At 64.9% G+C, this 24177-nt stretch carries 23 protein-coding genes; 17 read left to right on the top strand and 6 right to left on the bottom strand.

From position 1 onward, the window contains the following. Window positions 1–60 precede the first annotated feature (60 nt). From BO1_RS34310 to BO1_RS34335, 6 genes are all read left to right on the top strand, one after another. Window positions 61–558, top strand: a complete 498-nt coding sequence (locus BO1_RS34310) for a MaoC family dehydratase (protein WP_028221434.1) — start codon at window positions 61–63, stop codon at window positions 556–558. A gap of 11 nt (window positions 559–569) precedes the next feature. Further along, entirely contained in the window at window positions 570–1781 is a 1212-nt protein-coding gene (locus BO1_RS34315) for a thiolase family protein (RefSeq protein WP_028221435.1), read from the top strand. Between the two features lie 20 nt (window positions 1782–1801). Continuing rightward, window positions 1802–2215 carry a Zn-ribbon domain-containing OB-fold protein gene (locus tag BO1_RS34320; RefSeq protein WP_028221436.1) on the top strand — a complete coding sequence of 138 codons (414 nt, stop codon included), beginning with the start codon at window positions 1802–1804 and terminating at the stop codon, window positions 2213–2215. Window positions 2216–2276: 61 nt separating this feature from the next. Then, a complete protein-coding gene (locus BO1_RS34325; RefSeq protein ID WP_028221437.1) occupies window positions 2277–3485 on the top strand; it encodes a CaiB/BaiF CoA transferase family protein in 1209 nt (402 codons plus the stop codon). 29 nt (window positions 3486–3514) lie between these two features. After that, a complete protein-coding gene (locus BO1_RS34330) occupies window positions 3515–4663 on the top strand; it encodes a CaiB/BaiF CoA transferase family protein (protein ID WP_028221438.1) in 1149 nt (382 codons plus the stop codon). A gap of 111 nt (window positions 4664–4774) precedes the next feature. Then, complete coding sequence (locus BO1_RS34335) at window positions 4775–5704, top strand: LysR family transcriptional regulator (RefSeq protein ID WP_028221439.1); 930 nt, start codon at window positions 4775–4777, stop codon at window positions 5702–5704. A gap of 128 nt (window positions 5705–5832) precedes the next feature. On the opposite strand, the gene BO1_RS34340 is transcribed toward BO1_RS34335, so the two are convergent. From BO1_RS34340 to BO1_RS34360, 5 genes are all read right to left on the bottom strand, one after another. Then, a complete protein-coding gene (locus BO1_RS34340; RefSeq protein WP_028221440.1) occupies window positions 5833–7311 on the bottom strand; it encodes an aldehyde dehydrogenase in 1479 nt (492 codons plus the stop codon). 37 nt (window positions 7312–7348) lie between these two features. Continuing rightward, complete coding sequence (locus BO1_RS34345; RefSeq protein ID WP_028221441.1) at window positions 7349–7975, bottom strand: GMC oxidoreductase; 627 nt, start codon at window positions 7973–7975, stop codon at window positions 7349–7351. Window positions 7976–7991: 16 nt separating this feature from the next. Further along, window positions 7992–9224 (bottom strand): ABC transporter substrate-binding protein, encoded by a 1233-nt coding sequence (locus BO1_RS34350; protein ID WP_028221442.1) that lies wholly within the window; start codon window positions 9222–9224, stop codon window positions 7992–7994. Between the two features lie 230 nt (window positions 9225–9454). Beyond that, complete coding sequence (locus tag BO1_RS53910) at window positions 9455–10273, bottom strand: SDR family NAD(P)-dependent oxidoreductase (RefSeq protein ID WP_052409708.1); 819 nt, start codon at window positions 10271–10273, stop codon at window positions 9455–9457. Between the two features lie 54 nt (window positions 10274–10327). Then, complete coding sequence (locus BO1_RS34360; protein ID WP_028221443.1) at window positions 10328–11788, bottom strand: MmgE/PrpD family protein; 1461 nt, start codon at window positions 11786–11788, stop codon at window positions 10328–10330. 228 nt (window positions 11789–12016) lie between these two features. Between BO1_RS34360 and BO1_RS34365 the strand changes: the two genes are divergently transcribed. The 5 genes from BO1_RS34365 (at window position 12017) to BO1_RS34390 (ending at window position 16480) form a co-directional block, all read left to right on the top strand. Beyond that, on the top strand, window positions 12017–12430 hold the full coding sequence (locus BO1_RS34365; protein ID WP_028221444.1) for a YybH family protein: 414 nt from the start codon (window positions 12017–12019) through the stop codon (window positions 12428–12430). 265 nt (window positions 12431–12695) lie between these two features. Further along, window positions 12696–13301: a TetR/AcrR family transcriptional regulator gene (locus BO1_RS53915; protein ID WP_156992550.1), complete on the top strand. Its 606-nt coding sequence runs from the start codon at window positions 12696–12698 to the stop codon at window positions 13299–13301. Between the two features lie 437 nt (window positions 13302–13738). Continuing rightward, the gene (locus tag BO1_RS34380) at window positions 13739–14101 is read left to right on the top strand and encodes a hypothetical protein (protein WP_028221445.1); all 363 of its coding nucleotides are present in this window, start codon (window positions 13739–13741) and stop codon (window positions 14099–14101) included. Between the two features lie 52 nt (window positions 14102–14153). Further along, on the top strand, window positions 14154–15398 hold the full coding sequence (locus BO1_RS34385) for an aromatic ring-hydroxylating oxygenase subunit alpha (RefSeq protein WP_043287762.1): 1245 nt from the start codon (window positions 14154–14156) through the stop codon (window positions 15396–15398). A gap of 110 nt (window positions 15399–15508) precedes the next feature. Beyond that, window positions 15509–16480, top strand: a complete 972-nt coding sequence (locus BO1_RS34390; protein ID WP_028221447.1) for a PDR/VanB family oxidoreductase — start codon at window positions 15509–15511, stop codon at window positions 16478–16480. Window positions 16481–16561: 81 nt separating this feature from the next. Here BO1_RS34390 and BO1_RS53920 read toward each other — a convergent pair whose 3' ends face one another. After that, window positions 16562–17974 (bottom strand): spinster family MFS transporter, encoded by a 1413-nt coding sequence (locus BO1_RS53920; RefSeq protein WP_052409709.1) that lies wholly within the window; start codon window positions 17972–17974, stop codon window positions 16562–16564. 273 nt (window positions 17975–18247) lie between these two features. Between BO1_RS53920 and BO1_RS34400 the strand changes: the two genes are divergently transcribed. The 6 genes from BO1_RS34400 (at window position 18248) to BO1_RS34425 (ending at window position 24119) form a co-directional block, all read left to right on the top strand. Continuing rightward, window positions 18248–19135, top strand: a complete 888-nt coding sequence (locus BO1_RS34400; RefSeq protein WP_028221448.1) for an HpcH/HpaI aldolase/citrate lyase family protein — start codon at window positions 18248–18250, stop codon at window positions 19133–19135. Between the two features lie 27 nt (window positions 19136–19162). Continuing rightward, complete coding sequence (locus BO1_RS34405; RefSeq protein WP_028221449.1) at window positions 19163–19624, top strand: MaoC family dehydratase; 462 nt, start codon at window positions 19163–19165, stop codon at window positions 19622–19624. A gap of 17 nt (window positions 19625–19641) precedes the next feature. Continuing rightward, entirely contained in the window at window positions 19642–20808 is a 1167-nt protein-coding gene (locus BO1_RS34410; protein ID WP_028221450.1) for an acyl-CoA dehydrogenase family protein, read from the top strand. 139 nt (window positions 20809–20947) lie between these two features. After that, entirely contained in the window at window positions 20948–22186 is a 1239-nt protein-coding gene (locus BO1_RS34415) for a CaiB/BaiF CoA transferase family protein (RefSeq protein WP_028221451.1), read from the top strand. Between the two features lie 2 nt (window positions 22187–22188). Next, window positions 22189–23364 (top strand): CaiB/BaiF CoA transferase family protein, encoded by a 1176-nt coding sequence (locus tag BO1_RS34420; protein ID WP_028221452.1) that lies wholly within the window; start codon window positions 22189–22191, stop codon window positions 23362–23364. 68 nt (window positions 23365–23432) lie between these two features. Next, window positions 23433–24119 (top strand): nitroreductase, encoded by a 687-nt coding sequence (locus BO1_RS34425; RefSeq protein WP_028221453.1) that lies wholly within the window; start codon window positions 23433–23435, stop codon window positions 24117–24119. Window positions 24120–24177 lie beyond the last annotated feature (58 nt).

Raw genomic sequence — 24177 nt, forward strand, 5'->3', positions numbered from 1 at the left:
GGATGGGCCGGTATGGCCATCTCGCCCACACAATTCTCAGGAGACCCGGCAATGAGCGTAATGAGCGTAGTTAACAACAGCATCAACATCCCGCTGGACGAACTGGAAGTCGGGCAGAAGTTCCGCTCGCCCGGCCGCACGGTGACCGAAAGCGACGTCGTGATGTTCTGCATGTTCACCGGCAACTGGATCGAAATCCATTCGAACAAGGAATACGCGGAGAAGACCCGCTGGGGCGAGCGCATCGTCCAGGGCATGCTGACGTTCTCGCTGATCTCCGGGCTGCTGCAGTTCGGCCCCGCGATTCAGGCGAATTACGGCGTGGACAAGATGCGCTTCCTGAACCCGGTGAAGATCGGCGATACGGTCTACGCGAGCGCCGAGGTGATCGCGAAGAAGGACAAGGACGAGAAGTTCGGCGTGGGCACGATGCTGATCCAGGCGTACAACCAGCGCGGCGAAGTCGTGCAGCGCAGCGAGTGGAGCCTCTTGATGCTGCGCCGGCGCACGGACCTCGATGCGCTGGTCGCCGAAGCCCAGCCCGACTTCAAGGTCTGAGGAGCGCGAGCATGAGTCCCCAACCGGTAGCGGCGATCGTCGGCATGGGCGATGCGTATGCGTCGCTCGCGAACAGGAAGGACCCGCTGCAGCTGGCCGCGGAAGCGACGCTGAACGCGCTCGCCGACGCGGGCATCCGCAAGGACCAGGTCGACGCGGTGTTCACGGGCCGCTCGCCATGGGCCGACAAGCGTTCGCAGTGGAGCAACATCTTCATCTCGCACATGCAGATGCCGGTGACGATCACGAGCGAGCTGACGATGCATGGCGCCGGGCTGACCTCGACGCTGGCGATCGCGGCGCAGATGATCGCGGCGGGCCGGGCCGAGTACGTGCTGTGCCTGCAGAGCGACGCGACGGAGCTGTTCGTCGACGCGGTCGCAATGGGCGCGGAGGCCGACGCCGACCCGCAGTTCGAGATCCCCTACGGCCCGACGATTCCGGCGCTTTACGCGCAGGCCGCGCATCGCTACTTCCACGAATTCGGCATCACCGAGGCGGATCTGGCCGATGTCGCCGTCGCGAACCAGCGCTGGGGCCGGCATCATCCGCACGCGGCGAAAGCGAAGTTCGGCGAGATCGACCGCGCCAAGGTGCTGGCCTCGCCGTATGTGGCAACGCCGCTGCGCCGATGGATGTGCTCGACGTGGGGCGGCGGCACGGGCGGGGCGCTCGTGGTCACGTCGCCGGAGAACGCGCGCGCCGCCCGCAATCCGGTGTACCTGATGGGCTACGGATCGGCCACCACGCACGAATACCTGACCGACCGCATGAACATGCGGCAGTGCCGGTTCGAAAGCCTTGGCGCATTCCCCAACCTGACCACGACGGCGACAGCGGAGGCGGCACGCCAGGCCTATGCGATGTCGGGCCTCGGTCCTGCCGATATCGACATGGCACAGATCTCGGTGAACTTCGCGCACATGGGCCCGATCGTGATGGAGGATCTGGGCTTCGCGAAGAAGGGCCATGGCATCGACCTCTATCGCGAAGGCCGCACGGGCGTGGACGGCGACCTGCCCACCGATACCAACGGCGGCTGGCTGTCGTTCGGACAGCCAGGCATCTCGTGCAACATGGACAGCATCGTGGAAGCGGTGCGCCAGTTGCGCGGCGAGCCGCTGGGTCTCGCCCCCGCGCGTCGCCCGCAGACCGTGCTCGTGCAGGGCGCGGGCGGGATGCTGGCGGCCGGCGCGGTGCTGCTGCTGTCGTCCGCCACGTGATATCCGATTGAGAGCATTCCATGACAGACACTCATACGCTCAATAGCTGGCCGCAGCCGTATCGCCTGCCGGACGCCGAGCCCTACTGGACCGCGTTGGCGCAAGAGCGGCTCACCTACCAGCACTGCAACGACTGCGCACAGGCCGTGTGGCCCGCCCATTCGTTCTGCACGCACTGCACCTCGCGCTCGCTCGACTGGCGGCAGTCGGGCGGGCGCGGCACGGTCTGGTCGTACAGCACCATCATGCGCGGCCCGACGCCGGTATGGGCCGGCATCGTGCCGTACACGGTCGGCTTCATCCAGATGGACGAAGGCTACTTCCTGTTTTCGCAGATCGACGCCGATCCGGATGCCATCGCGATCGGCCAGCGCGTGGCAGTGCGCTTCGAGCAGCGCGGCGAGCAGACGCTGCCGCTGTTCGTGCCGGCATAGCGGCAAAACGGAGGAGACACCGTGAGACACATTTCAGGGGCACGACCCGGCGGGAGGCATCATGGCCGGACCGCTTGAAGGCGTGCGCATTCTCGACTTGACGTCCAACTTCATGGGGCCGTACGCCTCGTTGCTGCTGGCCGACATGGGCGCGGACGTCTGCAAGATCGAATCGCGCGAGGGCGACACGACGCGCAACATCGGCCCTTCGCGCCATCCCGGCATGGGGCCGATCTTCCTGCATCTGAATCGCAACAAGCGCAGCCTCGTGCTCGACCTCAAGCATCCGGACGGCATTGGCGCGCTCAGGCGCATGGCGGCAAACGCCGATGTCCTGCTGTACAGCATGCGCCCGCACACGATGGCGAAGCTCGGCATCGCGTATGAAGACGTGCGCCGGCTCAATCCGCGCATCATCTACTGCGGTGCGTTCGGCTTCGGCCAGAACGGCCCCTATGCCGCGCGTCCCGCCTACGACGATCTGATTCAGGCTGCAGTCGGCATGCCGGTGCTGCAGAGCCGGAAGTCGGGGCCGCCCGAGTATGTCGCGACGGCGGTCGCCGATCGCGTCGTCGGCATGGCCACCAGCAACGCGGTCGCGATGGCGCTGTACCGGCGCGAGAAAAGCGGCGTGGGCCAGCAGGTGCTCGTGCCGATGCTGGAGACGTTCGCGCATTTCGTGCTCGGCGATCACCTGTACGGCCATACGTTCGTGCCGCCCATCGGCGACTGGGGCTACGCGCGCATGATGAATCCGGACCGCCGGCCCTATCGCACGCGTGACGGCTATATCGGCGTGAACGTGTATGCCGATCATCACTGGCGGCGTTTCTTCGTGCTCTCGGGGCATCCGGAGATGGCCGACGACCCGCGTTTCGCCACGATAGGCGCGCGCACCGAGCATATTGCGTATCTGTACGCGTTTCTCGCGCAAGTCTTCGAAACGAAGACCTCGGCGCAATGGGTCGCGCTGCTGAGCGAGGCGGACATTCCCGTCATCGAAATGAATACGCCGGAAACGCTGCTCGACGACCCGCACATGAAAGCCGTGGGATTCTTCGCGGAACAGGCGCATCCGTCCGAGGGCACGATCCGTACGCTAGGGATTCCTCAGCAATGGAGCGAGAGCCCGCCGGAACTGCGCTATCCGGCGCCGCGCCTGGGCGAACAGACGGCGCCATTGCTGGCGGAGTACGGCTTCGGCCGTGACGAAATTGACGCGATGATCCACTCGGGCGGCGCATGGACGCCCGGCACGGATGAAGCGTGAGACCAGACCCAATGCAAGGGAGAACAACCATGTTGCGTGATTTGCCATTGGCGGGCGTCGTGGTGGTGGAGCTGAGCGATAGCGCGTCGGCGCCGTTCAGCGGGCGTATCCTCGCGGCGCTGGGCGCCGAAGTCTGGAAGATCGAGCGGCCGGCGGGCGATTCGGCGCGCGGCTGGGGGCCGAGCAAATGGAAGGGCAGCGGGGCCGCGTATCACGCGCTCAATCGCGGCAAGCGCACGATCTGCCTCGACATCAAGGACCGTGAACAGCTCGCGACGCTGCACCGGCTGATCGCCGAGCATGCGGACGTGTTCATCCACAATCTGCGGCCCGGCTCCAGCGTCGCGTACGGGCTCGACGCGGACAGCCTGCGCGTCACCAAGCCCGAGCTCGTCTACTGCGAGGTGGGCGCGTTCGGTCATGCGGGGCCGATGAATACGCTGCCGGGCTACGATCCGCTCATGCAGGCGTTCTCGGGGATCATGAGCATCACCGGCGAGGAGGGGCAGTCGCCGGTGCGCGCGGGCGTGTCGATCGTCGATTTCGGCACCGGCATGTGGGCCGTGATCGGCATTCTGTCCGCGCTTTATCGTCGGCAGATCAAGCATTGCGGCGCGACCGTGCACAGCTCGCTGCTGGAGACGGCGATTGCGTGGATGTCAGTGGGCATCGCGAACTACAGCGCGGACGGCGAAGAGGGCGGCCGGCATGGGTCGGGCGTGGCGTTCATCGTCCCGCATCGGGCCTATGGCGCGGCCGACGGCCACCTGATCGTGAGCGCGGCCAACGACGCGCTGTTCGCGAAGCTCTGCGCGGCGCTCGACCATCCCGAATGGGCCAGCGACGACCGCTTCGCCACGAATGCCGGACGGTTGAAGAACCGCGCGGAGATCGACCGCCTGATTGGCGAACGTCTTTCGACCGACACACGCGCGGCCTGGCAGGCGCGGCTGCAAGCGGCCGGCATACCCGTCGCGCCGATCCAGACCACGGCCGAGGTGGTCGGGCACGAGCAGACGCGTGCGCTCGGCATCATCGAAACGCCGCCCGACGACGAGATCGGTCTCGTTGGCCTGCCGCTGTCGTTCGACGGCAAGCGCCCGCCGCCGCTGCATGCCGCGCGCGAGATCGGCGCGGACAACGATCAGCTCGAACACCTGCTGAAGTTGCCACAGTAGAACGACCGGCTCGACCCTGGGCGCCGCGCAGGGGCGGAGGGTGTACGATGAACCCGACCGGCCCGTGCGACGTCGCGAAGAGGGGCAAGAAGGGCGGGCAAGAGAGGAGACATGGGCACCTTCAACCGGCTGCATCTGATACGGCAGGTCGATCTGTTCACGCTGAAGCTATTCGTTTCGGCGGTGGAGGAGCAGCAGATCGGTCTGGCCGCCATTCGCGAGAACATCGCGGCGTCCACGGCGACCAAGCGCATTCAGGACCTCGAAGACATCGCCGGCATCAAGCTGCTCGAGCGCGGCCCGAAAGGCGTCGTGCCGAGCCCGGCGGGCGCCGTGCTCGTGCGCTACATCCGGCGGATCTTCGAGAATCTCGACGACATGCGCGCGGAGGTCGCGTCATTTACCGAAGGCATGCGCGGCGAGCTGGCCATCGCGTCGGCGCGCACGATCATCGTGCCGTTCATCGCGCGTGCGCTTGGCGACTTCAAGCGCGACTATCCGCTGGTCGATCTCGTGGTCCACGAACTGGAGAACACCGACATCGTGCAAGCCGTGTCGCGCGGCGAGGCCGACATCGGCGTGTTCGCGGCCTCGCACGAATTCGATCTTGGCGGGGTGGACGTGACGCCGTACCGGACCGACCGCCTGATCGCCGTGGTGCCGCAAGGGCACCCGCTGAGCACGCGCACGAGCGTCTCGTTCGCCGATCTGCTGCCGGAGAACATCATCGCCGTCAATGCGATGCAGAGCGCGCTGCGGGTCGCGGCGCGGCGTCTTGGCGCCGAATTCGAGCCGCCTTACACCGTGAGCAGCGCGGGCGTGGCGGTGAGCCTCGTCGAGGCGGGGCTGGGCGTGACCATACAGCCCGAATGTCTCGTGAGCCACGAACTTTTTGGCCGCGTGACCGTGGTGGAACTCGCCGAGCCATGGGCGGTGCGGCACATTCATATCGCGACCGCGCGCGGGCGCGAGGTCAATCCCATTGCGTCCGCGCTGATCCGGCAATTGCTGGACCGGCCGCGCGACGAAGCGGCGCCTTGAGTTGACCCACAGACCCTGTCACGGCTTCCGCCAGTGCGGCCTCGCGCGAACTCGTTCTGCAGCGCTGGCCGGCATTCCACCGGCCGGCCGGCTCCTGATCGCATCGCGCGGGGCGGCCCTTCGGCCCTTCAATCGAGCCGCTGATCGAGCACCACCGTCTTCGACTCCAGAAACGCGTCCAGCCCTTCGGTCCCGCCTTCACGCCCGATGCCCGATTGCTTGAACCCGCCAAAGCCGATCGAGAAGTCGGTGCGCGAAGCGTTGTGCCCGACGGTGCCCGCCCGGAGCCGCCGCGCGACCCCGAGCGCGTGCTGCGCGTCGTGCGTGAAGACCACGGCGTTCAGGCCGAAGATCGTGTCGTTGGCGAGGTCGATGGCATGCGCTTCGCTATCCGCGGCAATGACGGACAGCACCGGCCCGAAGATCTCCTCCTGCGCGAGGGAAGACCGGTTGTCCACGTTGCCGAATACGGTGGGCTCGAAAAAGAACCCGCGCTCGAGGTGGCGAGGGCGCGCGCCGCCGGCGGCCAGTGTCGCGCCTTCGGCGATGCCTCGCGCCACATGGCGTTCGACGGTCTCGCGTTGCCGCGCCGTGGCGAGCGGCCCGATCGTGGTGGAGTCGTCAAAGGGATCGCCCGCCACCATCTTGCGCGCGATGTCGCTCAACGCTTCCACCATGGCGTCGTGCTTCGCGCGCGGGACGATGATGCGCGTGAGGCTGTGGCACACCTGCCCCGTGAGATAGCCGAAGTACGCGCCGCCGAGCTGCTGCGCCGCGGCTTCGATGTCGTAGTCGTCCAGCACGAGAGCCGGTGATTTGCCGCCCAGTTCCAGCGTGAGCCGCGCAATCCGTGCGGATGCCGCCGCGCTGATGCTGCGGCCCGCCGCCGTCGAACCCGTGAAGGTGATCTTGTCGACGTCCGGATGGCGGACCAGCTGCTCCGAGACGTCGCGCTCGGCGGTCACGACGTTGACGACGCCGGGCGGCAAGCCCACTTCATCGCAGATCTGCGCGAACAGATACGCGGAGGTGGGCGCCTCCGGCGACGGCTTGATGACGACCGTGCAACCGGCCAGCAGGGCCGGCGCGACCTTGTAGGCGGTCAGCGCGGCGGGGCCGTTCCACGGGACGATCGCGAGCACGACCCCCACCGGCTCCTTGACACCATAAGCTTGATGCCCCGACGCCGAGCGGCGCGCTTCGACGAACGGGTAGGTCGACGCCATGTCCGCGTACTGGCGAAACGCCGAGCCGAGAAACTGGCCGATGCGCGGCTTCGCGATACGGTGGAGGATGCCCGATTCGATGCTCCAGCCGCGTGCGAAATCGTCGTTTTCGGCTTCGAGGCGTTGCGCGATCTTTTCCAGGTAGACGGCGCGCTCGGCTGGCGTCATCCGGGGCCAGGGACCGTGGTCGAAGGCCCGGCGCGCGGCGTCGACGGCACGCGCGGCAGCGGCGGCGTCCGCGCGGGCGACGCGCGCCGCGACCTGCTCCGTGCTGCAGTCGAGCACGTCGAAAGCGTCAGCGGACGAGGCAGGCATCCATTGCCCGTCGATGTAGAAGCAGTCGGGGTGCGTTAGCGTGATCGTTCGTTCGGTGGTGGTCATGTTGCTGGGGCTCGGGTGTCGGGAATCGGTGGGCGAGTCAGTGGGCAATGCTGCGGGCGGCAAGCGCATCGGCGCGGATCATGTCGGCGCCTTTCTCGCCGATCATGATGCAGGCCGCGTTGGTGTTGCCCGCCACGATGCGCGGCATGATCGAGGCGTCGACGACGCGCAATCGCCGCGCGCCGCGTACGCGCAGTTGCGGGTCCACGACGGACTGCGCGTCGCGGCCCATGCGGCAGGTGCCGACCTGATGCCAGCCGCTGTTGCCGTTGGTCTTGAGGTGCTCGAGCCACTGCTCGTCGCTCGCGACGGGGGCGCCCGGCGCGAGTTCGGAGACGATGCGCGAGGCCAGCGGATCGGCTTGCGCGATGCTGCGCATCATTTGCATGCCGTTGATCGCGCTGCTGCCACCGAGACCTTTGCCGCGCGGCCAATACACCTTGCGGCCGCCGAGCGTCGGCACAGGTTCGGTGTTGAATGCCCAGTTGAACCGCTTGTCCATGAACAGCTTGCCCGCGCCGGCGGGCGTGCGGACCCAGAAGTTGTTCATGTCCGAGCCGGCCTCGACGAGCAGGACCCGCACGGCCGGATTCTCCGAGAGGCGGCTCGCGACGACGCAGCCCGACGAGCCGGCGCCCACCACGATGTAGTCGTAGATTTCCATGGAGCGCGTTGTCCTGTTACTGGCGCGCGGCGTCGACGATGGCCTTCGACGGCTGCGTCACGCTGGCGGGCACCACGGCGTCGACATCCAGCACGGGCTGCCCGTACTGTGCGCTCTTCGCGATCTTGCCGATGTACACCGGCACCTGGGCCTCGTGGTCGTCCTGGCCGAAGCGCAGCTTGCCGCGCAGCGTGTCGAAGCTGTTCGTTTCGAGCGCATGCATCACGGCGTCGGGGCTCGTCGAGCGGGCGGCGGCCACCGCCTGGGCCCAGGTCGTCACGCAGTCGTAGGCGACGCTTGCCCAGTCGGACGGATAACTCCCCGTGCGCGCCTTGAACTGGGTAACGAACGCTTTGCCCTGCGGCGTCTTCTCGATCTCGTTGAACGGCGCGTACTGGTAGCCTTCGGTGCCGATGGGCGCGTCGTTGCCGAGATTCTTTAGCGTGGTCGTGTCGAGCACCGTCATGAAGTGGTTGTCGATCTGCCTGAAAAAGCCCACCGCATTGGCCTGTTTCGAGAACGTGACCAGATCGGCTCCGAAGATTTGCGCCCATACGTAGTCGGGCTTGGCCGCGAGGATCTTGTTGATGCTGGCCGTGTAGTCGATTGCGCCGAGTTTCGGATACTCCTCGACCACGATCTGGGCCTGCGGATTCAGCTCCTTCATGAACGTCTTGAAGCGCTCGGCCGCGGAGCGTCCGCCCGCATAGTCGGGCACCAGCAAGGCATAGCGCTTGTACGGCGCTTTCGCGAGGCGTGTGGTGACGGCGCGCATCAGCATATAGGTGGTGGGCGCCATCGAGAACACGTAGGGCTGGTAGTCCTTCATCGTGATTTCTTCGGCCGCCGAAACGGCGACGCACATCGGCACCTTGAATCGGGCGGAGACCATCTTGCTGACGGCGAGCGTGCTGCCCGACGAGATCGGCGAGAGCAGCAGCGAAGCGCCCGACTGCACGAGTTCGCTGGCCTGCGTAATGGCGCGTTGCGGATTCGTGCCGTTGTCCTGCTGGTCGAACGTCACCGGCTGGCCGAGCAGGCCGCCATGCTGGTTCAGGCTGTCGAGCGCGAACTGGATGCCCGCGAGCGATTGCTGGCCGAGCGAGGAGGCCGGGCCGCTCAGGTCGAGCGATGCGACGATCTTCGCGGGCGGCGCGGCCATTGCGCCGAGCGAGGCCAAACCGCCCGCTAGCGCAAGCAGCACGGCGGCGAGCGGCGCGCGCATGGCGGGCAAGGGAAGGGATTCCATTGACGTGTCTCCAGTGTTTGGTGTTTGTCCAGCCGTTGTACTGCGCTGGGCTTCGCGTACGCAAGCACGGCACGGTTAAGGTTCCGTGCTTTGGAACACTGGAAAACAGGCTGGAAGTTCGAACTGCTAACTGGGCATGCGCGCGTCTTTGTGTCAATGGCGAACGCCCACGCGTTCCGTACTCCGAACGGGTGGGCCGACAGCGACGCGCGAATGTGCGGCTTGCCGCCTTACTTGCCCATCGGTTTCGCGAACATCATGTGCGACATGCCACCGTCACACGCAATGGCCTGGGCAGTGATATAGCCGGCCGCCGGCGACGCGAGGTACACGATGAGGTCCGCCACTTCCTCGGGCTCGCCCACGCGGCTCATCGGCAGCATCGTGGCGAGCTGGTCGAGGATCTCGCGCGGCACCGACCCGCGCGCCATCGGCGTGTCGATGACGCCGGGCAACACGACGTTCACGCGCACGCCATATTGCGCCCACTCGTGCGCCATCTGGCGACTCAGCGTGATGAGCGCCGCCTTGCTCGGCCCATAGGCGCCGCCCTGCGAATAGCCGTGCACGCCAGCCAGCGAGGCGGTGTTCACGATAGCCGCATGCGGGCTCTGCTTTAGCCACGGCAGCGCGCTGCGCGCGACCATGAGCGCGCCGTCCACGTTGACCTGGAAGCCGGCGCGCCATTCCTCCAGCGAAACGTTCTCCAGCATCGCCGACCGGACGAGCGCGGCGGTATTGATCACGACGTCGAGCTTGCCGAATTGCTGGATCGTCTTATCGATCGCGGCGTCGATGTCCGCCTGCTTCGAAACGTCGAGGCCGATTGCAATCGCTTGACCGCCCTGGCGCGCGATTTCGGCTGCCACGCGTTCGGCCTCGCCGGCCCGCAGATCCGCGACGACAACGGAGCCGCCGTTCGCGGCGAACGCCTTCGCGCTCGCCTCGCCCATGCCGCTGCCGGCGCCCACGACGAGCGCGGTGAGACCGTTAATCGGAGAATGGACCATCCAGTTGCGCGGATGGGTTTTGCTGAATTCTGCGTTCACGCCGTGTGTCTCCTTGATAGGGGTGGGACTGCCGGTTCACTTCAAGATGCCGCGTCAGCCATGCGCGGCCTTGCGTTCATGCGCGCGAGCACGGCCGGCATCCGGGCCGAGCATGCGCATGAGCGCCGCGACATTGCCGAGGTCATCCAGATGGAAGACCGTGTCGATTACGTCGTCGATGCGCGCAGCGGACAGCACGTCTTCGGTGTTGCGGCGGAATTTGGCGGCGAGTTCGTCGTTGGTCATGAAGCTCGACGCCTCCGGCGACGGACTGCCCTTCGGGTAGCGACGCTCGCCAACGAAAGTCTTGCCGCGCGCCTGGACCTCGATCTTCGCGGGGCGGCTGGCGGCATGACCACTCAGCAGTTCGACATAATTCGGATGCACCTCGTGCGTGACCTTGCCCATCAGGTTCATCACCGACTCGCCGAAGACGAGGTCGGGGTCCTGCCACCCCTTGCCGGGCGGCACGCGGTGCGCGCCGAGTGCGAGCCCGTGCGCAATGCTGAACTGCGCGTCGTGAACGTGCGCGATTTCGCGGTTGAGCCAGACGGGCTGTTCCACGAAGCCCTCGACCCAGGCCTTGATGCCGTCGATCTCCGCGGGCGCGATATCGTGTGCTTCGACGATCTCCGTGAGGCTGTCGAGCAGCGCATGAAGGATGCGGCAGTGCGGATAGGGCTTGTAGGCCTGCTCGGTGGGAAAGAGCCAGTCGCTGCCGAGACCCGCCGTGATGCGTTCGGGCTCCCAGCGGCGCGTGCCGATGAAGCGCGGGAACCCATACTCGCGGTCGTCGAGAATCTGCACGTCGCCGCGATGGCCGAATTCGGCCATATGGGCGGCCGTCATGGCTGCCTGGGTGAGCGCGCCGGCCAGCAGGTACTTGATCGTCGAACTGGGCGCATGCTGGAACCACGCCACCTGAGAATTCACGGGCGAGATGCTGCCGGCAATGCCAAGCGCGTTGCCGAGCACGGCGGACGGCAGCGCCTTGAGCTTGACGATGGCGGCCGTCGCGCCGAACACGGTGCTGCTGTAGCCGTAGACGGGCGGCGGCGAGACCTTGCCGTCCCGCGTGTCGCGCAGATAGTCCATGGCCTTGCCCAGGCGATACGACATTTCGTGCGAGAGCGCGATCGCTTCGATGAGCGCCGTGCCAGGCGCGCCGCGCGCTTCCGCGACGGCCAGTGCTCCGGGCAGCACGTAGGGCGCGACGTGGCCGGGTGGCACGACTGCGTCCATGTCGAGCGCGTTGATCAACTCCCCGTTAGCGAACGCCGTGCCGAAAATCGAGGCTTTCTCGCCCGTGCCCATGATGGTCGCGTCGCCGTTGCCGCCCATCGCACGCGCATAGTCGATGCCGATGCGTCCCTTGGGCTCGCCGGTGGCGGCCACGGCGCAGCCGATCGAATCGAGCAGAATCCGTTTGCATTCTTCGACGACGGCGGGAGGCAGTCGATCGACCTGGGTATCGGCGGTGAACTGGGCAAGCTGTTCGACGATTGTGGCGGACATGGCGGGGTCCTGAGAGGGTATTTTGAACTAACGAATGTTAGTTTTAGGAAAAGCACGGCGGATCGCCATGCGTATTAGTCCCTATACGCAGTGAGATTTCGGATGTCGCGCTTCACGGGGCGTATTTGTATCGAGGGCTAACGGCTGTTAGGATGGGGCGAGATGTGTGTCCAACCGCCGTGGGCGATACCGGCGGTCTTGTCCTGACCGATGATGAGGAGAGATCTGATGAACCGAACCACCGATGCAGCCGGTGCTGCACTCGCACGGGTCCAGGCCGCATGGAACGCGGCCGCACACCGCTGGGATGCGGACAGATTGACCGCAGTGTACACAGACGACGCGCTGTTTTTCGGCGGACGGCCAGGGCACTCGGTTGGCGCGGGCGCGATTCGCGATTATTTTGCGTCGTACGAAGGCGTGATCGAATCGGCCACGCTGGAGCTGGTGGAGCAGTACTTCACCCATCTCGCGGACGACTGCTTTCTCGCACAAGGGTATGGCGAATTCTCGTTCGTCTTGAGTGGCGGCCGGCCGTCCCGTTCGCGTCTGCGCACGACACTCGTCGTCGCGCTGCAGCAGGGCGAATGGAAGATCCGTCAGCACCATTTCTCAACCACGCCTGAGTCGCCGCCCATCTGAGCGCTTCGCCCAAGAGCGCGGGCGGCCTGACGACGATTGCCGCGCGTACGCAGCGAACATGGGCGCAGTGTCAACGCCCGCCGGCAAGCCGTTCCGTACAGTGACAGGGCGGCTGTTCCGGGTCGAAAAAATACGGTAACCTTGCAATTGGACATCGAATTGTGCAACGCACACCCACGCGGCGACGAAGAACAGGACAGCGCAAAGCTGATAGAGAGACGTGCGAAAGCGAAATGTAAATCCCAGCGCGGATACCCGAGAGACTCTGCTGCGGCTTGCCGCGCGCTCGTTTGCAACGCAGGGGTATACGGCCACGACGATGCGCTTGATCGCGGAGCAGGCCGGCATCGAGGCCGCGAGCATCTACTATCACTTTGCTTCGAAGGAAGAGCTGGTTGACGTGGTGATGGAGCACGGCGCGGACAGCATCGTGCAGCACATCAACGAGCATTTCGACGCGCTGCCGCCCAACGCGAATGCCGAGGACCGCTTCCGGGCCGCCTTGGTCGGACAGATGAGCGCGCTGATCAAGTTCGGCGACTACGCGCTTGCTCACAGCCGCCTTCTGACGCAGTTGCCCGACAAGGTGCGCGAGCGCCAGGTCAAGCGCCGCGAGCGGCATCAACGGCTGTGGACGACCGTCTTCGACGACCTGCGCAAGGAAGGGTATCTACGCGAGGACATCGATATCGCGCTGAGCCGCGTCTTCGTGCTCGGCTTCATCAATTCGGTCCAGACCTGGTTCGATCCGAAGAAGGGCTCGCTCGAGAAGATCGCGGACCAGTTCATCACAATGTTCTTCGAAGGCGCTGCGCCGGCAACCAAGCCGCGGCGCAGCGGCCGCAAGAAGGAACTGGCCGCGTCGTCCTGACCCGGCCGCATTGCGCGTCGCCCGGATTCTCGGGCGACGCGCGCCATCCCACCTTGTTCATCTTCGTGCAACGGTGACCCGTCGCGGGCGCCGCGTTCTCTCACGTCGAACGCTTCTCGCGTTCAATTCCGCTTCCTCCGAACCCCGCCCCGTTTTGCCGCTGGCGTGACAGGTTGACCTCCATTCGGGTTAGACCGGATGGAGATAATGCACCTTGTAAACCAATCTACCGTTCGTTAGATAAGCGGCCGTGCAATCGCAACGGCGAGCGTTCGCGTTGGTGACGAGCAGTGTGAGCAAGGAGACGCAACAGCAAGACGGGACGCACGCAATGCGTCGATTAAGCGGTGGCCGGAAGCACGCGGGCGAGACCGAGACGGTTTATCGTCGCGTCGCGCGTGCGCCGGCCGCCCAGATTCTTCATCTGGAGGAGCACGATGATCCACGACGTTTCAACCGGTTCAGGCCGCCTGCCCGCAGGCTTCGAAGCACTCGAACCCTTTCTCGATCACTGGAGCACGGCAACGTCCCATGAGCGGTGGATTCGCCGCGCCGGCACGCCCTATCCGGAGATCGTCCAGTTCTACGAAGCAATGTTGCCGCGCGCCGAAGAGGCGACGGTTTATCTGGAGCAGTTCCCGCTCGACGACATGCCGGAGCCGGCGCAGAACCTGTTCAAGTTGCTGCTCGCGATGTGCCACACATCGATTGCCGTGGAAATGCACCAGGCGCCGACGATTCGTCATGCGCCGCCGCAGCACGCGCTGAAGATCGAAGCTGGCTTCCAGCCGCACGGCTGAGCCGCAGGCCACGAACGCTTCCGTTTCCCATTCACGATGTGCCGGAGTTCACATGAATCATCCGTCCGAAATCCAGCTGAGCCTGACCGAATCCGCGGGCCTGAACACCGAAGCCATGCCCGTTTCGCTCTATACCGATCCCGCACAATATGAAATCGAGCGCGAGCGCGTCTTCCGCCGCGCCTGGTTGAAGGTTGGCCGCGTCGAACAGATTCCGAATCGCGGCGACTTCTTCGTCAAAGATATCGCGGTATTGAAGGCATCCGTCATCATTGCGCATTCGGAGGACGGCAAGATCCGCGCCTTCCACAACGTCTGTGCGCACCGCGCGAACATCGTCGAGCACCGTTCGCGCGGTAACGCCAGGCGCTTCGTCTGCCGCTACCACAGCTGGGGCTACAACAATGCCGGTGAGCTCGCGCACGTGCCTGACGAACCCGGATTCTTCCATCTGAACAAGAAGAAGTGCGGACTGACGCCGGTCTCACTCGATATCTGGGAAGGCTGGATCTTCATCAATATGGCGCCGGAGCCGGAAGTCAGCCTGAAGGCGTTTCTCGGGCCGATCGGCGATGCGCTGGCGGGCATCGAGTATCCGAGCCCCGAGCATGCGCTCGTGCTGCGTGGCGAGTTCAGGGCGAACTGGAAAGTCGTCGCCGAAAATTTCAGCGAGGCGTATCACATCTCCTCGATCCATCCGAAGACGCTGGGGCCGATCTACGCCGGCCCGCTCAATCCGTTCAGCCGGCCGATCAGCGCGAACGTCCACGGCGCGCATCGCACGATGTCGACGTGGCTCAATCCGGCGGCCGCGCCGTTCGCCAACGCGAAATTTGCCCAGTGGCTGTTCACCGCCGATCACTCGGTCACCGGCACGCGCAAAGAAGGCCAGACCAATCCGCTCATCGAGCACGAGGCGATCAACCCGAAAAAAAGCGAACTCTGGGCCAGCGACGTCAACTGGTTCTTCCCGAACTGGCATATGCAGATCTCGGCGAACCAGTTCTGGACCCACGAGTTCTGGCCGACATCGGCGAGCTCCACGATCTGGGAGGCGCGCTTCTACTACAAGAAGGCGGAGACGGTGCGCGAGCGCCTGCAGCGTGAGCACTTCACGTCGCACATCACCGACACGATGCTCGAGGATCTCGGCAACATCGAAAGCATGCAGCGCGGGATGGAATCGGGCGCGAAATCGTTCGTTCAGTTCAACGAGAGCGAAATCCTGTGCCGTCACGGGCTGGAGCAGGTCGTCAAGTGGAGCGCGGCGACGACGGTGAAGGACGCATTGGGCTAAAGCCACCGGCGCGCGGCCTGGCCGATTGGCGACGCCGCGCATCGGGTGGGGGGACGGATCGATCGGGAGCGCAATCAGGAGCACATTGCGCTCGCGATGTGGGAGGAACGATGACGAGTGTGGAAGGTGCGCTGAAGGTCCGCGTAGCGGCGAAGCACGACGAGGCCGTGGACATTTGCAGTTTCGAACTGGTTCGGGCGGATGGCGGGCCGCTGCCGGCTTTCTCGGCGGGCTCGCATATCGACGTTGCGGTGCCGGGCGGGTTGACGCGCCAGTATTCGCTGTGCAATGCGCCGGATGAAAGTCATCGCTATCAGATTGCGGTGTTACGCGATCCGAAGTCGCGCGGCGGTTCGGCCGGAATGCACGATCGAGTGCGGATTGGAGACGAACTGACGATCAGCTATCCGAAGAATCATTTTGCGCTCGCGCATGATGCGCGGCATCACCTTTTGCTGGCGGGCGGCATCGGCGTGACGCCGATCCTCTGCATGGCGGAACGGCTGGCGGCCATCGGCGCGTCGTTCGACATGCACTACTGCACGCGTTCGCGCGCACGCACCGCGTTCGTGGATCGCATCGCCCTTGCGCGGTATGCGCCGCGCGTGCAGTGCCATTTCGACGACGGCGCACACAGCCAGAAACTCCACCTCGCGGCCCTGCTGGCACGGCCGGAGCCGGGCACGCATCTCTACGTGTGCGGGCCGAAGGGATTCATGGACGCCGTGCTGAATACCGCACGCGAGGCCAGCTGGGCGGACGCGCAACTGCACTACGAGTTCTTCGCGGCCGAGGCGCGCGAGACGGCCGGCGACGAGCGCTTCGAAGTAGAGATCGCGAGCTCGGGGCAGGTGGTCGTGGTCGGCAAGGGCAAGTCTGTCGTGGCGGCGCTGGCAGCGGCCGGCATCCGGATCGAGACGTCGTGCGAACAAGGCGTATGCGGCACGTGCCTAACGCGCGTGCTGACGGGCGAGCCCGAGCATTTCGACGCCTACCTCACGCCCGATGAACGGGCGGCAAATGACCAGTTCCTGCCGTGCTGCTCGCGCTCGAAGTCGGCGCGGCTGGTACTCGATCTATAGACGTTTGGGGCCTCGGGCGCGCCGCGAGAGCGGCGCGCCAACCGTATCCAGACCGGCAAGCACGCACGCTCCCCCAAGCGGTTATTCAACCATCCGATCCGGATCGCCTTGCGCCGCCTCTGCCAGCAAGCGCCGGTAGTGAGGCAGCGCGGTAAAGAGCAGCCACGCCGCGAGCGCCGACGCGACCGTGCAGACGATAGCGATCGAATGCCCGACCATCTTCGGATTGCCGAACACATGATCGGTCATCAGCGCAATGAGCGTCGGCCCTGCGCCGAAGCCGATCAGTTGCGCGGCGAAGGAGTAAATGGCGCCCACGGTGCCCCGCATGCGACTCGGCGCGACGAGTTGCAGTGCCGCGCTCATGCAGCCCGTGGGCAGGCTGAAGAAAAAGACGGTGCCGGCCGCTGCGGCCAGCGCGCCCGTCGCGCCCGGTGCGAAGGGGATGCTCGCGCAGCAGAGCAGCATCGGAATCATGGCGATGGCGGCGATGCGCAGCGGTGCGTCTCGATAGCCGCGTTTCTCGAGCAGACGGGCGAGCCAGGGCCCGGTGAGCGCGCCGGCAATGCCGAAGCCGACCACCAGCACGCCAAAGCGGAATCCGACGAGCGCTGCCGGCATCCCGTGCGTGCGAATCAGATAAGTCGGCATCCACGCGGGCATGCCGAGCACGACGATCGCCAGCATGCCTACGCCTAGCAGTATCCGCACATAAAAGCCGCGTCGCTGCCAAAGATACGCAGCCGCATCGCCTGTCGTGAATTGCCGGTCGTCCGTGCGCTCGCTGTTCACGCTGCTGCGCATGGGCTCGCGCACGGTGACCATCACCAGCAGCGCAAAGAGCATCCCGGGCAGACCGATCAGCACGAATGCGAGCTGCCAGGTCTGGAACGGCGCGAGGATCGGGAACTGCTGATGAAGCGCGCGCGCGAACTCGATCACGAACCCGCCGGCCACGAGCGAGAGCCCGCCGCCGAGCATCGGTCCGAGGATGAAGATACTCATCGCGCGCGCCATTTGCCTCGCTGAAAAGCAGTCGGCGATCACTGAGAGCGCAAGGGGAAAGACGCACGCTTCGCTGGCGCCCACGCCGAGACGCGCGATGAAGAGCCCTTCGAACGTATTGGCCTTGCCGCACAGCGCGGTGAATCCGCACCACAGGCAAATGCAGACCACGAGAAGATTGCGCCGGTTGGTCACGTCGACGAGCCGGCCGAACAGCGGCGATGCGACCAGGTACGCTGAAATGAACGCGATGCCCTGGACGAGACTCAGTCGCGTGTCGGAGATGGCGAGCGTTTGCTTGATGGGCTCGACCAGCAGGTTGAGCAGTTGCCGGTCGATGTAGGCCAGCGAATAGGTGAGCGTCAGCACCGCCAGGATGTACCAGGCCTGCTTGCTGTCATGGACCACCCGCGCCGGGGACGGCTGCGATAGCGCGGGTTCATTGCTGCCGGCCCGTTTGGACGGCAGGTCGTTCATGGTGTTGCTCATGGCTCCTCCAGTATCTTCGTTCAAATATCATGTGATGTTTAACTACCTAACGTTTGGTAGTGTGGAAGGTGGAAGGACGATGTTCCATGAGTGTTATCCATGAGCCGGACGGCTTGTCCCACGCATTTCGGGGCCTAACGCAACTTTCGCGCCCGATTCGATGTTGGTGTAAACCCCCAATGACAGCGTGTTCGTCAGCGTCGAAACTAACTACCAGTTGTTAGGTAAAACCTGACGGCAAGCAATTGAACCCATCGACAGGCCGAGATAGACATGACGACGCAGATGAAACCGATACGCTCCTTCCTCTTTGTTCCGGGCAACAAGCCGGGCTGGATCGAGAAGTCCATCACTTCCGGGGCCGATGCGCTGATCCTGGATCTGGAGGACAGCGTGCCGCCGCCGCAGAAAGTCGAGGCGCGCGAGATCGTCAAGTCGAAGCTGGCCTGGCTTGCGGAGCAAAAGCAGCGCATCTGGGTGCGTATCAACCGTAGCGCGCACCTGTACGACTTCGACGACATCCTGGCGATCGTGAGCCCGGTGGTCGAGGGCATCGTGATCTCGAAGCCCTGCGGTCCCGAAGACATTCACACCGTTTCGTCGATGCTGGCCGAGGCCGAGTACCGCGCCGGTGTGGAAGTGGGGCACACCCGCGTGATCCCGCTGCTGGAGACCGCGCGCTCGCTGCAGCTGGCCTATGAAATCGCCCAGCACGAGCGCGTGCCCGCCATCGTGGGCGCCACGGCCAAGAATGCCGACGTGGCTCGTGCGCTGAAGACCGTCTGGTCGCTGAACGGCCGCGAGACCCAGTACCTGAAGTCGCGCGTCGTCATGGCCGCGCGCGCCGCGGGCAAGCTGCCCATCGGCGGCGTCTGGCAGCAGGTGCACGACCTCGAAGGGCTCAAGGTTTCGGCGGCCAACGACCGTCAACTGGGCATGAGCGGCGAGCTGGTGCTGCATCCCTCCAACGTGGAGATCGTCAACAAGGCCTATAGCCCCACCGAGGACGAAGTGGCTTTCTACCAGGGGATGATCGACGCGCTGGACAAGGCCCAGGCCGAAGGCCGCGCCTCGTGCATCTACGACGGCGAGCACATCGACATCGCGCACGCCAAGACGGCGCGCGAAATCATCGAACTCGCGCAGTCGTTCAACGGCTGACCCGCGAATCCACAGGAGACAGACAAAATGGCAGGCCTTTACTTCGAAGAATTCAAGCCCGGCATGGTGATCGAGCACGCCATCCGCCGCACCGTAACCGAGACTGACAACGTCCTGTTCTCGGCGATGACCTATAACTGCGCGCCGCTGCATATCGACGCCGAATACAGCAAGAACACCTTCTACGGCCAGCGTCTCGTGAACAGCATGTTCCTGCTCGCATTGGTGGCCGGCATTACGGTGTACGAAACGACGCTCGGCACCACGCTGGGCAACCTCGGCTTTGGCGAAATCGCCTTTCCGAAGCCCACGTTCCATGGCGACACGATCCGTGTCGAGACCGAGATCGTCGACACGCGCCTCTCGAAGAGCCGCAACGACTCGGGCATCGTCACCTTCAAGCACGTGGCCAAAAACCAGCGCGACGAGATCGTCTGCACGGCGGTGCGCACCGGCCTGATGATGCTGCGTCCCGCCGACAAGGCCTGATTTCACAGGAACAAGCCATGGACTACCAACTGAGCGCCGATCAACTGGCCATTGTCGATGCAGCGGAAAAAATCTGCGCGGACTTTCCGCTCGAATACTGGCGCAACAAGGACAAGAAACACGAATTCCCGCACGAGTTCTTCGAAGCCGTCGCGAGCGGCGGATGGCTCGGCATCTGCATGCCGGAGGAGGTGGGCGGCGCGAATCTGGGCGTGACGGAGGCGGCGCTGTTCATGCGCACGGTCGCGGAGTGCGGCGGCCAGGCGGCGGCGTCCACCATCCACATGAACATCTTCGGCTTGCAGCCGGTCGTGCATTTCGGCTCGCAGGCGCAGAAGCAGGCATGGCTGCCGCCGTTCTTGCGCGGCGAGCACAAGGCGTGCTTCGCGGTCACCGAGCCGGATACGGGGCTCGATACCACCAAGCTCAAGGTGGTGGCGAAGAAGCAGCCCGATGGCAACTACGTGATCTCGGGCAAGAAGGTTTTTATTTCCACGGCACAGGTTGCCGACCACATGCTGATCCTCGCGCGCACCACGCCGATCGAAGAGGTCAAGAAGCACAGCGAAGGACTGAGCCTGTTCTACACGAAGCTCGACCGCGACTATATCGACATTCGCGAGATCGACAAGCTGGGCCGCGCCGCCGTCGACACCAACGAGCTCTTCATCGACAACCTGCCGGTGTCGAAGGACGCGCTGATCGGCGAGGAAGGCAAGGGGCTCAGCTATATTTTTCACGGCATGAACGCCGAGCGCGTGCTGGTTGCCGTCGAGCAGGTCGGCATCGGCCGCGCCGTGCTCAAGCTGGCCACGCAGTATGCGAAGGAGCGCATCGTGTTCGGTCGCCAGATTGGCCAGAATCAGGGTGTCCAGCATCCGCTCGCGCGCAACTGGGCGGAGCTGGAAGCGGCCAATCATATGATCTTCGCGGCGGCGGATCTGTACGACCGGGGGCTTGCCTGCGGCTCGGAGGCCAACGCGGCGAAGCTGCTGGCCTCCGAGGCCTGCATGAACGCGTGCCAGACCTCGATCCTCACGCACGGCGGCTTCGGCTACGCGAAGGAGTATCACGTGGAGCGGTTTATGCGCGAGGCGTGGATTGGCTACATCGCGCCGGTCACCCCTCAGCTCATCCTGTCGAACATTGCTGAGCGCAAGCTTGGCCTGCCGAAGTCATACTAAGAGACGGGCCGGCAGCATACAGGATTCGCATAATGCATGGGATCAGAGTCAGGCGTTCTGCATGGAACCGGAGTACCGCGCTAAAGCGCGAACTCTGGTCGACAGCCAAAGCCCCAACTCTGATCGACAGGAGACAAGCATGTCCACTACAAGACCGTTGGAAGGTATTCGCGTGCTCGATTTGACCGTGGCGCTCGCCGGGCCCTATGGGTCGCTGTTGCTGGGCGGTCTGGGCGCCGAAGTCATTCGAGTCGAACCGCCTGGCGGCGGCGATATCGCGCGCAACAACCCGCCGTATGTGGGCAAGGAAGGCATCCACTTCGGCGTGCGGCGCGAGGACGAGGTATCGCTGACGATCCTCAATCGCGCGCGCAACAAGAAAAGCATCACGCTCGATCTGAAGTCGGAGCAGGGCCGGGCGCTCTTCATGGAGCTGGCGAGAGAATGCGACGTGGTCATCGAAAACGCCAGCGAGGGCGTCACGGCGCGCCTCGGCGTGGACTACGAGAGCGTGCGCCAGGCCAACCCGAAGATCGTCTATGCCTCGATCAAGGCCTTTGGCGAACCTAGCCCGTACCCGAATCTCAAGGGCATGGACATCATCGTGCAGGCGCTCTCGGGCATCATGGACGTCACCGGCGTGGCCGACGGCCAGCCCACGCGCTGGGGACTGCCCATTGCCGATCTGGTCGCGCCGCTGTACGCCGTCAATGGCATCCTTGCCGCGCTGATCCATCGCGGCAAGACGGGCGAGGGGCAGCTCGTGCAGGTTTCCATGCTCGACTGCCTTTCCTCGATGGTGGCCGAAGAGCATTTCGACGTGTTCGTCGGGCACGGCTATCCGAAGCGCTCGGGCAACTTCCATGATCGCCTCGTGCCCTTTGGCGTGTACGGCACGCGCGACGGCTACGTGGCGATGGTCGCGTTCCAGCCCGACTGGTTCCAGAACCTGATGGAAGCCCTGGGCAGGCCCGAACTGGCGAAGGACCCGCGCTACGCCACGCGCGGTCCGCGCATGCAGCATGCAGCGGAGCTCAACGCGATGATCGAGGAATGGACGCGGCAGCGCAGCACGGAAGAAGTCATCCGCGAACTGCAGGAAAAGCGCGGCGTGCCGGCTGCAGCCGTGCGCTCGCCGCTCGACGTGCTCAAGGATCCGGTGCTGCACGAGCGCGGCGCCGTGGTGAAGCTCGAGCATCCGGGATTGGACGGCGTTGAAGCGATGGGCATGGGATTGCCGATCCACTTCTCCAGAACGCCGGTCCAGTTCGATGAGCCCGCGCAGGAACTGGGCGCTTCGAACGACGAGATCTACCGCAGCCTGCTCAAGCTCCCGAACGAGCGCTTGCAGCAACTGCGCGAAGAGGGAGTGATCTGACGATGTCCACCACGCCATCCCATGTATCGCGAGGCGGACCGCTTGCCGGCATCAAGGTCGTCGAGATTGCGGGCATTGGCCCAGGGCCGCTGGCCGCGATGTTGCTGGCCGACCTTGGCGCCACCGTGATTCGCGTGGACCGCAAGGCGCCCTCGGGTCTCGGCGCGCCGCGCCCCGTGCAGTTCGACCTTGGGCTGCGCAACCGCAAGTCCATCCGCGTCGACCTGAAAGATCCGGCTGCCGTCGAGATGACGATGGAGCTGATTGCCGGGGCCGACGCGCTGATCGAAGGATTTCGTCCCGGCGTAATGGAGCGCCTGGGCCTCGGGCCCGAGGCGTGTCTCGCGCGCAACCCGCGCCTCGTCTATGGCCGCGTGACCGGCTGGGGGCAGGACGGGCCGCTTGCCCAGGTGGCCGGGCACGATCTGAACTACATCGCCATCACCGGCGCCCTGCACGCGATGGGCCGCGCGGGACAGGCGCCCACACCGCCACTGAACGTGCTGGGCGACTATGCGGGCGGCTCGCTGTATCTGGCCTTCGGATTGCTCGCGGGCATTCTGGAGGCGCGCGGCTCGGGCAAGGGCCAGGTGGTGGACGCCGCAATGGTGGACGGCGTGGCTTCCCTCATGACGGTCACCCTGGGCCTGCATGCGGCGGGCATGCTCAGCAAGGAACGCGGCACCAACCTGCTGGACACGGGGGCGCCCTTCTACGAGGTGTACGAGTGCGCCGATGGCAGGTACATTAGCGTGGGCCCGATTGAAAGCAAGTTCTACCGGCTGTTGCTCGAAAAGCTCGAGTTGCAGGACCACCCGCTGCTGCAAGAGCAGATGGACCGAGTGCGGTGGCCCGAGGCCAAGCAGGTGCTGGCCGCCAGATTCAAGGAGCGCACGCGGGACGAGTGGGCGAATCAGCTTGGCGAGCTGGACGTGTGCCTCGCGCCCGTGCTCGACTTCGACGAAGCGCCGGGCCATCCGCATCTCGCGGCGCGCGGCACGTTCATCGAAGTCGACGGCGTGACGCATCCGGCGCCCGGCCCGCGCTTTTCGCGCACGCCTGCGGCGCGGCCCGAGCCGCCTGCTGCACTGAGCACGGACAATGCCGTTGCCGCGCTGCGGGGCTGGCTGCCTGACGAGCGCATCGAGGCGTGGCGTGCCCAGGGCACTTTCATATGATGCCGTTGGCACATGTGCCCGACCGTGCGCTTGGCAAGGAATGAATAACAGGTGAGGATTCCTTTGAAATGACATCGCAAACATCCGATCTCGACGCGCTCGATCGCTTGACGAACGGCCGTTTTACGTGCCGCGCCTACCAGTACAAGGCGGTAGATGCCGGATTGATTCGCGGCATCGTTGCCATGGCGGGCCGTTCGGCCTCGTGGTGCAACGTGCAGCCGTGGCAACTGGTGATTACCGAAACGCTGGAGAGTACCGAGCGGTTTCGTGAGGCGTTGATGGAGCGGGCGCGGAGCTACCAGGAGAATGAGTCCGATTTGCCGTTTCCGCCGAGCTATGAGGGGATTTATGCTGAGCGGCGGCGTGGCGCGGGTATTGCGTTGTATTCCGCTCTGGGGATTGGCAGGAAGGATGCCGAGCGCACCACGGAGCAGGCGTTTCGGAACTTTCGGATGTTCGATGCGCCGCATGTGGCTATTGTTACCGTGCCGGTGGAGCTGGGGCCTTATGCGCTTGTGGATGCAGGTGGGTTCATCTCCTCGTTTCTGCTGGCCGCTCATGCTCACGGCGTGGCTACTACGCCACAAGGGGCGCTGGCGCGCCATGCGCATTTCGTGAGGGAGTATTTTGGTATCCCTGATTCGCAGCACATGGTTTGTGGGATCTCGTTTGGGTATGCTCAGGGTGAGCATCCGGTTAATCAGTTTCGGACTAGCAGGGCGGGGGTGGATGATCTGACCAGGTTTGCTTGATTTTTTGGATCGCCCTCTGGGGGGCGTTTTGGTGGGCGTCTTGGCGCGTTGGCCTTAA

Origin of the sequence: Paraburkholderia oxyphila NBRC 105797 (genome assembly GCF_000685075.1) — a bacterium.
Classification (GTDB): domain Bacteria; phylum Pseudomonadota; class Gammaproteobacteria; order Burkholderiales; family Burkholderiaceae; genus Paraburkholderia; species Paraburkholderia oxyphila.

Coding starts and splice junctions, on each gene's coding strand:
- BO1_RS34310 (WP_028221434.1), top strand. CDS start 61: ATGAGCGTAGTTAACAACAGCATCAACATCCCGCTGGACGAACTGGAA.
- BO1_RS34315 (WP_028221435.1), top strand. CDS start 570: ATGAGTCCCCAACCGGTAGCGGCGATCGTCGGCATGGGCGATGCGTAT.
- BO1_RS34320 (WP_028221436.1), top strand. CDS start 1,802: ATGACAGACACTCATACGCTCAATAGCTGGCCGCAGCCGTATCGCCTG.
- BO1_RS34325 (WP_028221437.1), top strand. CDS start 2,277: ATGGCCGGACCGCTTGAAGGCGTGCGCATTCTCGACTTGACGTCCAAC.
- BO1_RS34330 (WP_028221438.1), top strand. CDS start 3,515: ATGTTGCGTGATTTGCCATTGGCGGGCGTCGTGGTGGTGGAGCTGAGC.
- BO1_RS34335 (WP_028221439.1), top strand. CDS start 4,775: ATGGGCACCTTCAACCGGCTGCATCTGATACGGCAGGTCGATCTGTTC.
- BO1_RS34340 (WP_028221440.1), bottom strand. CDS start 7,311: ATGACCACCACCGAACGAACGATCACGCTAACGCACCCCGACTGCTTC.
- BO1_RS34345 (WP_028221441.1), bottom strand. CDS start 7,975: ATGGAAATCTACGACTACATCGTGGTGGGCGCCGGCTCGTCGGGCTGC.
- BO1_RS34350 (WP_028221442.1), bottom strand. CDS start 9,224: ATGGAATCCCTTCCCTTGCCCGCCATGCGCGCGCCGCTCGCCGCCGTG.
- BO1_RS34360 (WP_028221443.1), bottom strand. CDS start 11,788: ATGTCCGCCACAATCGTCGAACAGCTTGCCCAGTTCACCGCCGATACC.
- BO1_RS34365 (WP_028221444.1), top strand. CDS start 12,017: ATGAACCGAACCACCGATGCAGCCGGTGCTGCACTCGCACGGGTCCAG.
- BO1_RS34380 (WP_028221445.1), top strand. CDS start 13,739: ATGATCCACGACGTTTCAACCGGTTCAGGCCGCCTGCCCGCAGGCTTC.
- BO1_RS34385 (WP_043287762.1), top strand. CDS start 14,154: ATGAATCATCCGTCCGAAATCCAGCTGAGCCTGACCGAATCCGCGGGC.
- BO1_RS34390 (WP_028221447.1), top strand. CDS start 15,509: ATGACGAGTGTGGAAGGTGCGCTGAAGGTCCGCGTAGCGGCGAAGCAC.
- BO1_RS53920 (WP_052409709.1), bottom strand. CDS start 17,974: ATGAGCAACACCATGAACGACCTGCCGTCCAAACGGGCCGGCAGCAAT.
- BO1_RS34400 (WP_028221448.1), top strand. CDS start 18,248: ATGACGACGCAGATGAAACCGATACGCTCCTTCCTCTTTGTTCCGGGC.
- BO1_RS34405 (WP_028221449.1), top strand. CDS start 19,163: ATGGCAGGCCTTTACTTCGAAGAATTCAAGCCCGGCATGGTGATCGAG.
- BO1_RS34410 (WP_028221450.1), top strand. CDS start 19,642: ATGGACTACCAACTGAGCGCCGATCAACTGGCCATTGTCGATGCAGCG.
- BO1_RS34415 (WP_028221451.1), top strand. CDS start 20,948: ATGTCCACTACAAGACCGTTGGAAGGTATTCGCGTGCTCGATTTGACC.
- BO1_RS34420 (WP_028221452.1), top strand. CDS start 22,189: ATGTCCACCACGCCATCCCATGTATCGCGAGGCGGACCGCTTGCCGGC.
- BO1_RS34425 (WP_028221453.1), top strand. CDS start 23,433: ATGACATCGCAAACATCCGATCTCGACGCGCTCGATCGCTTGACGAAC.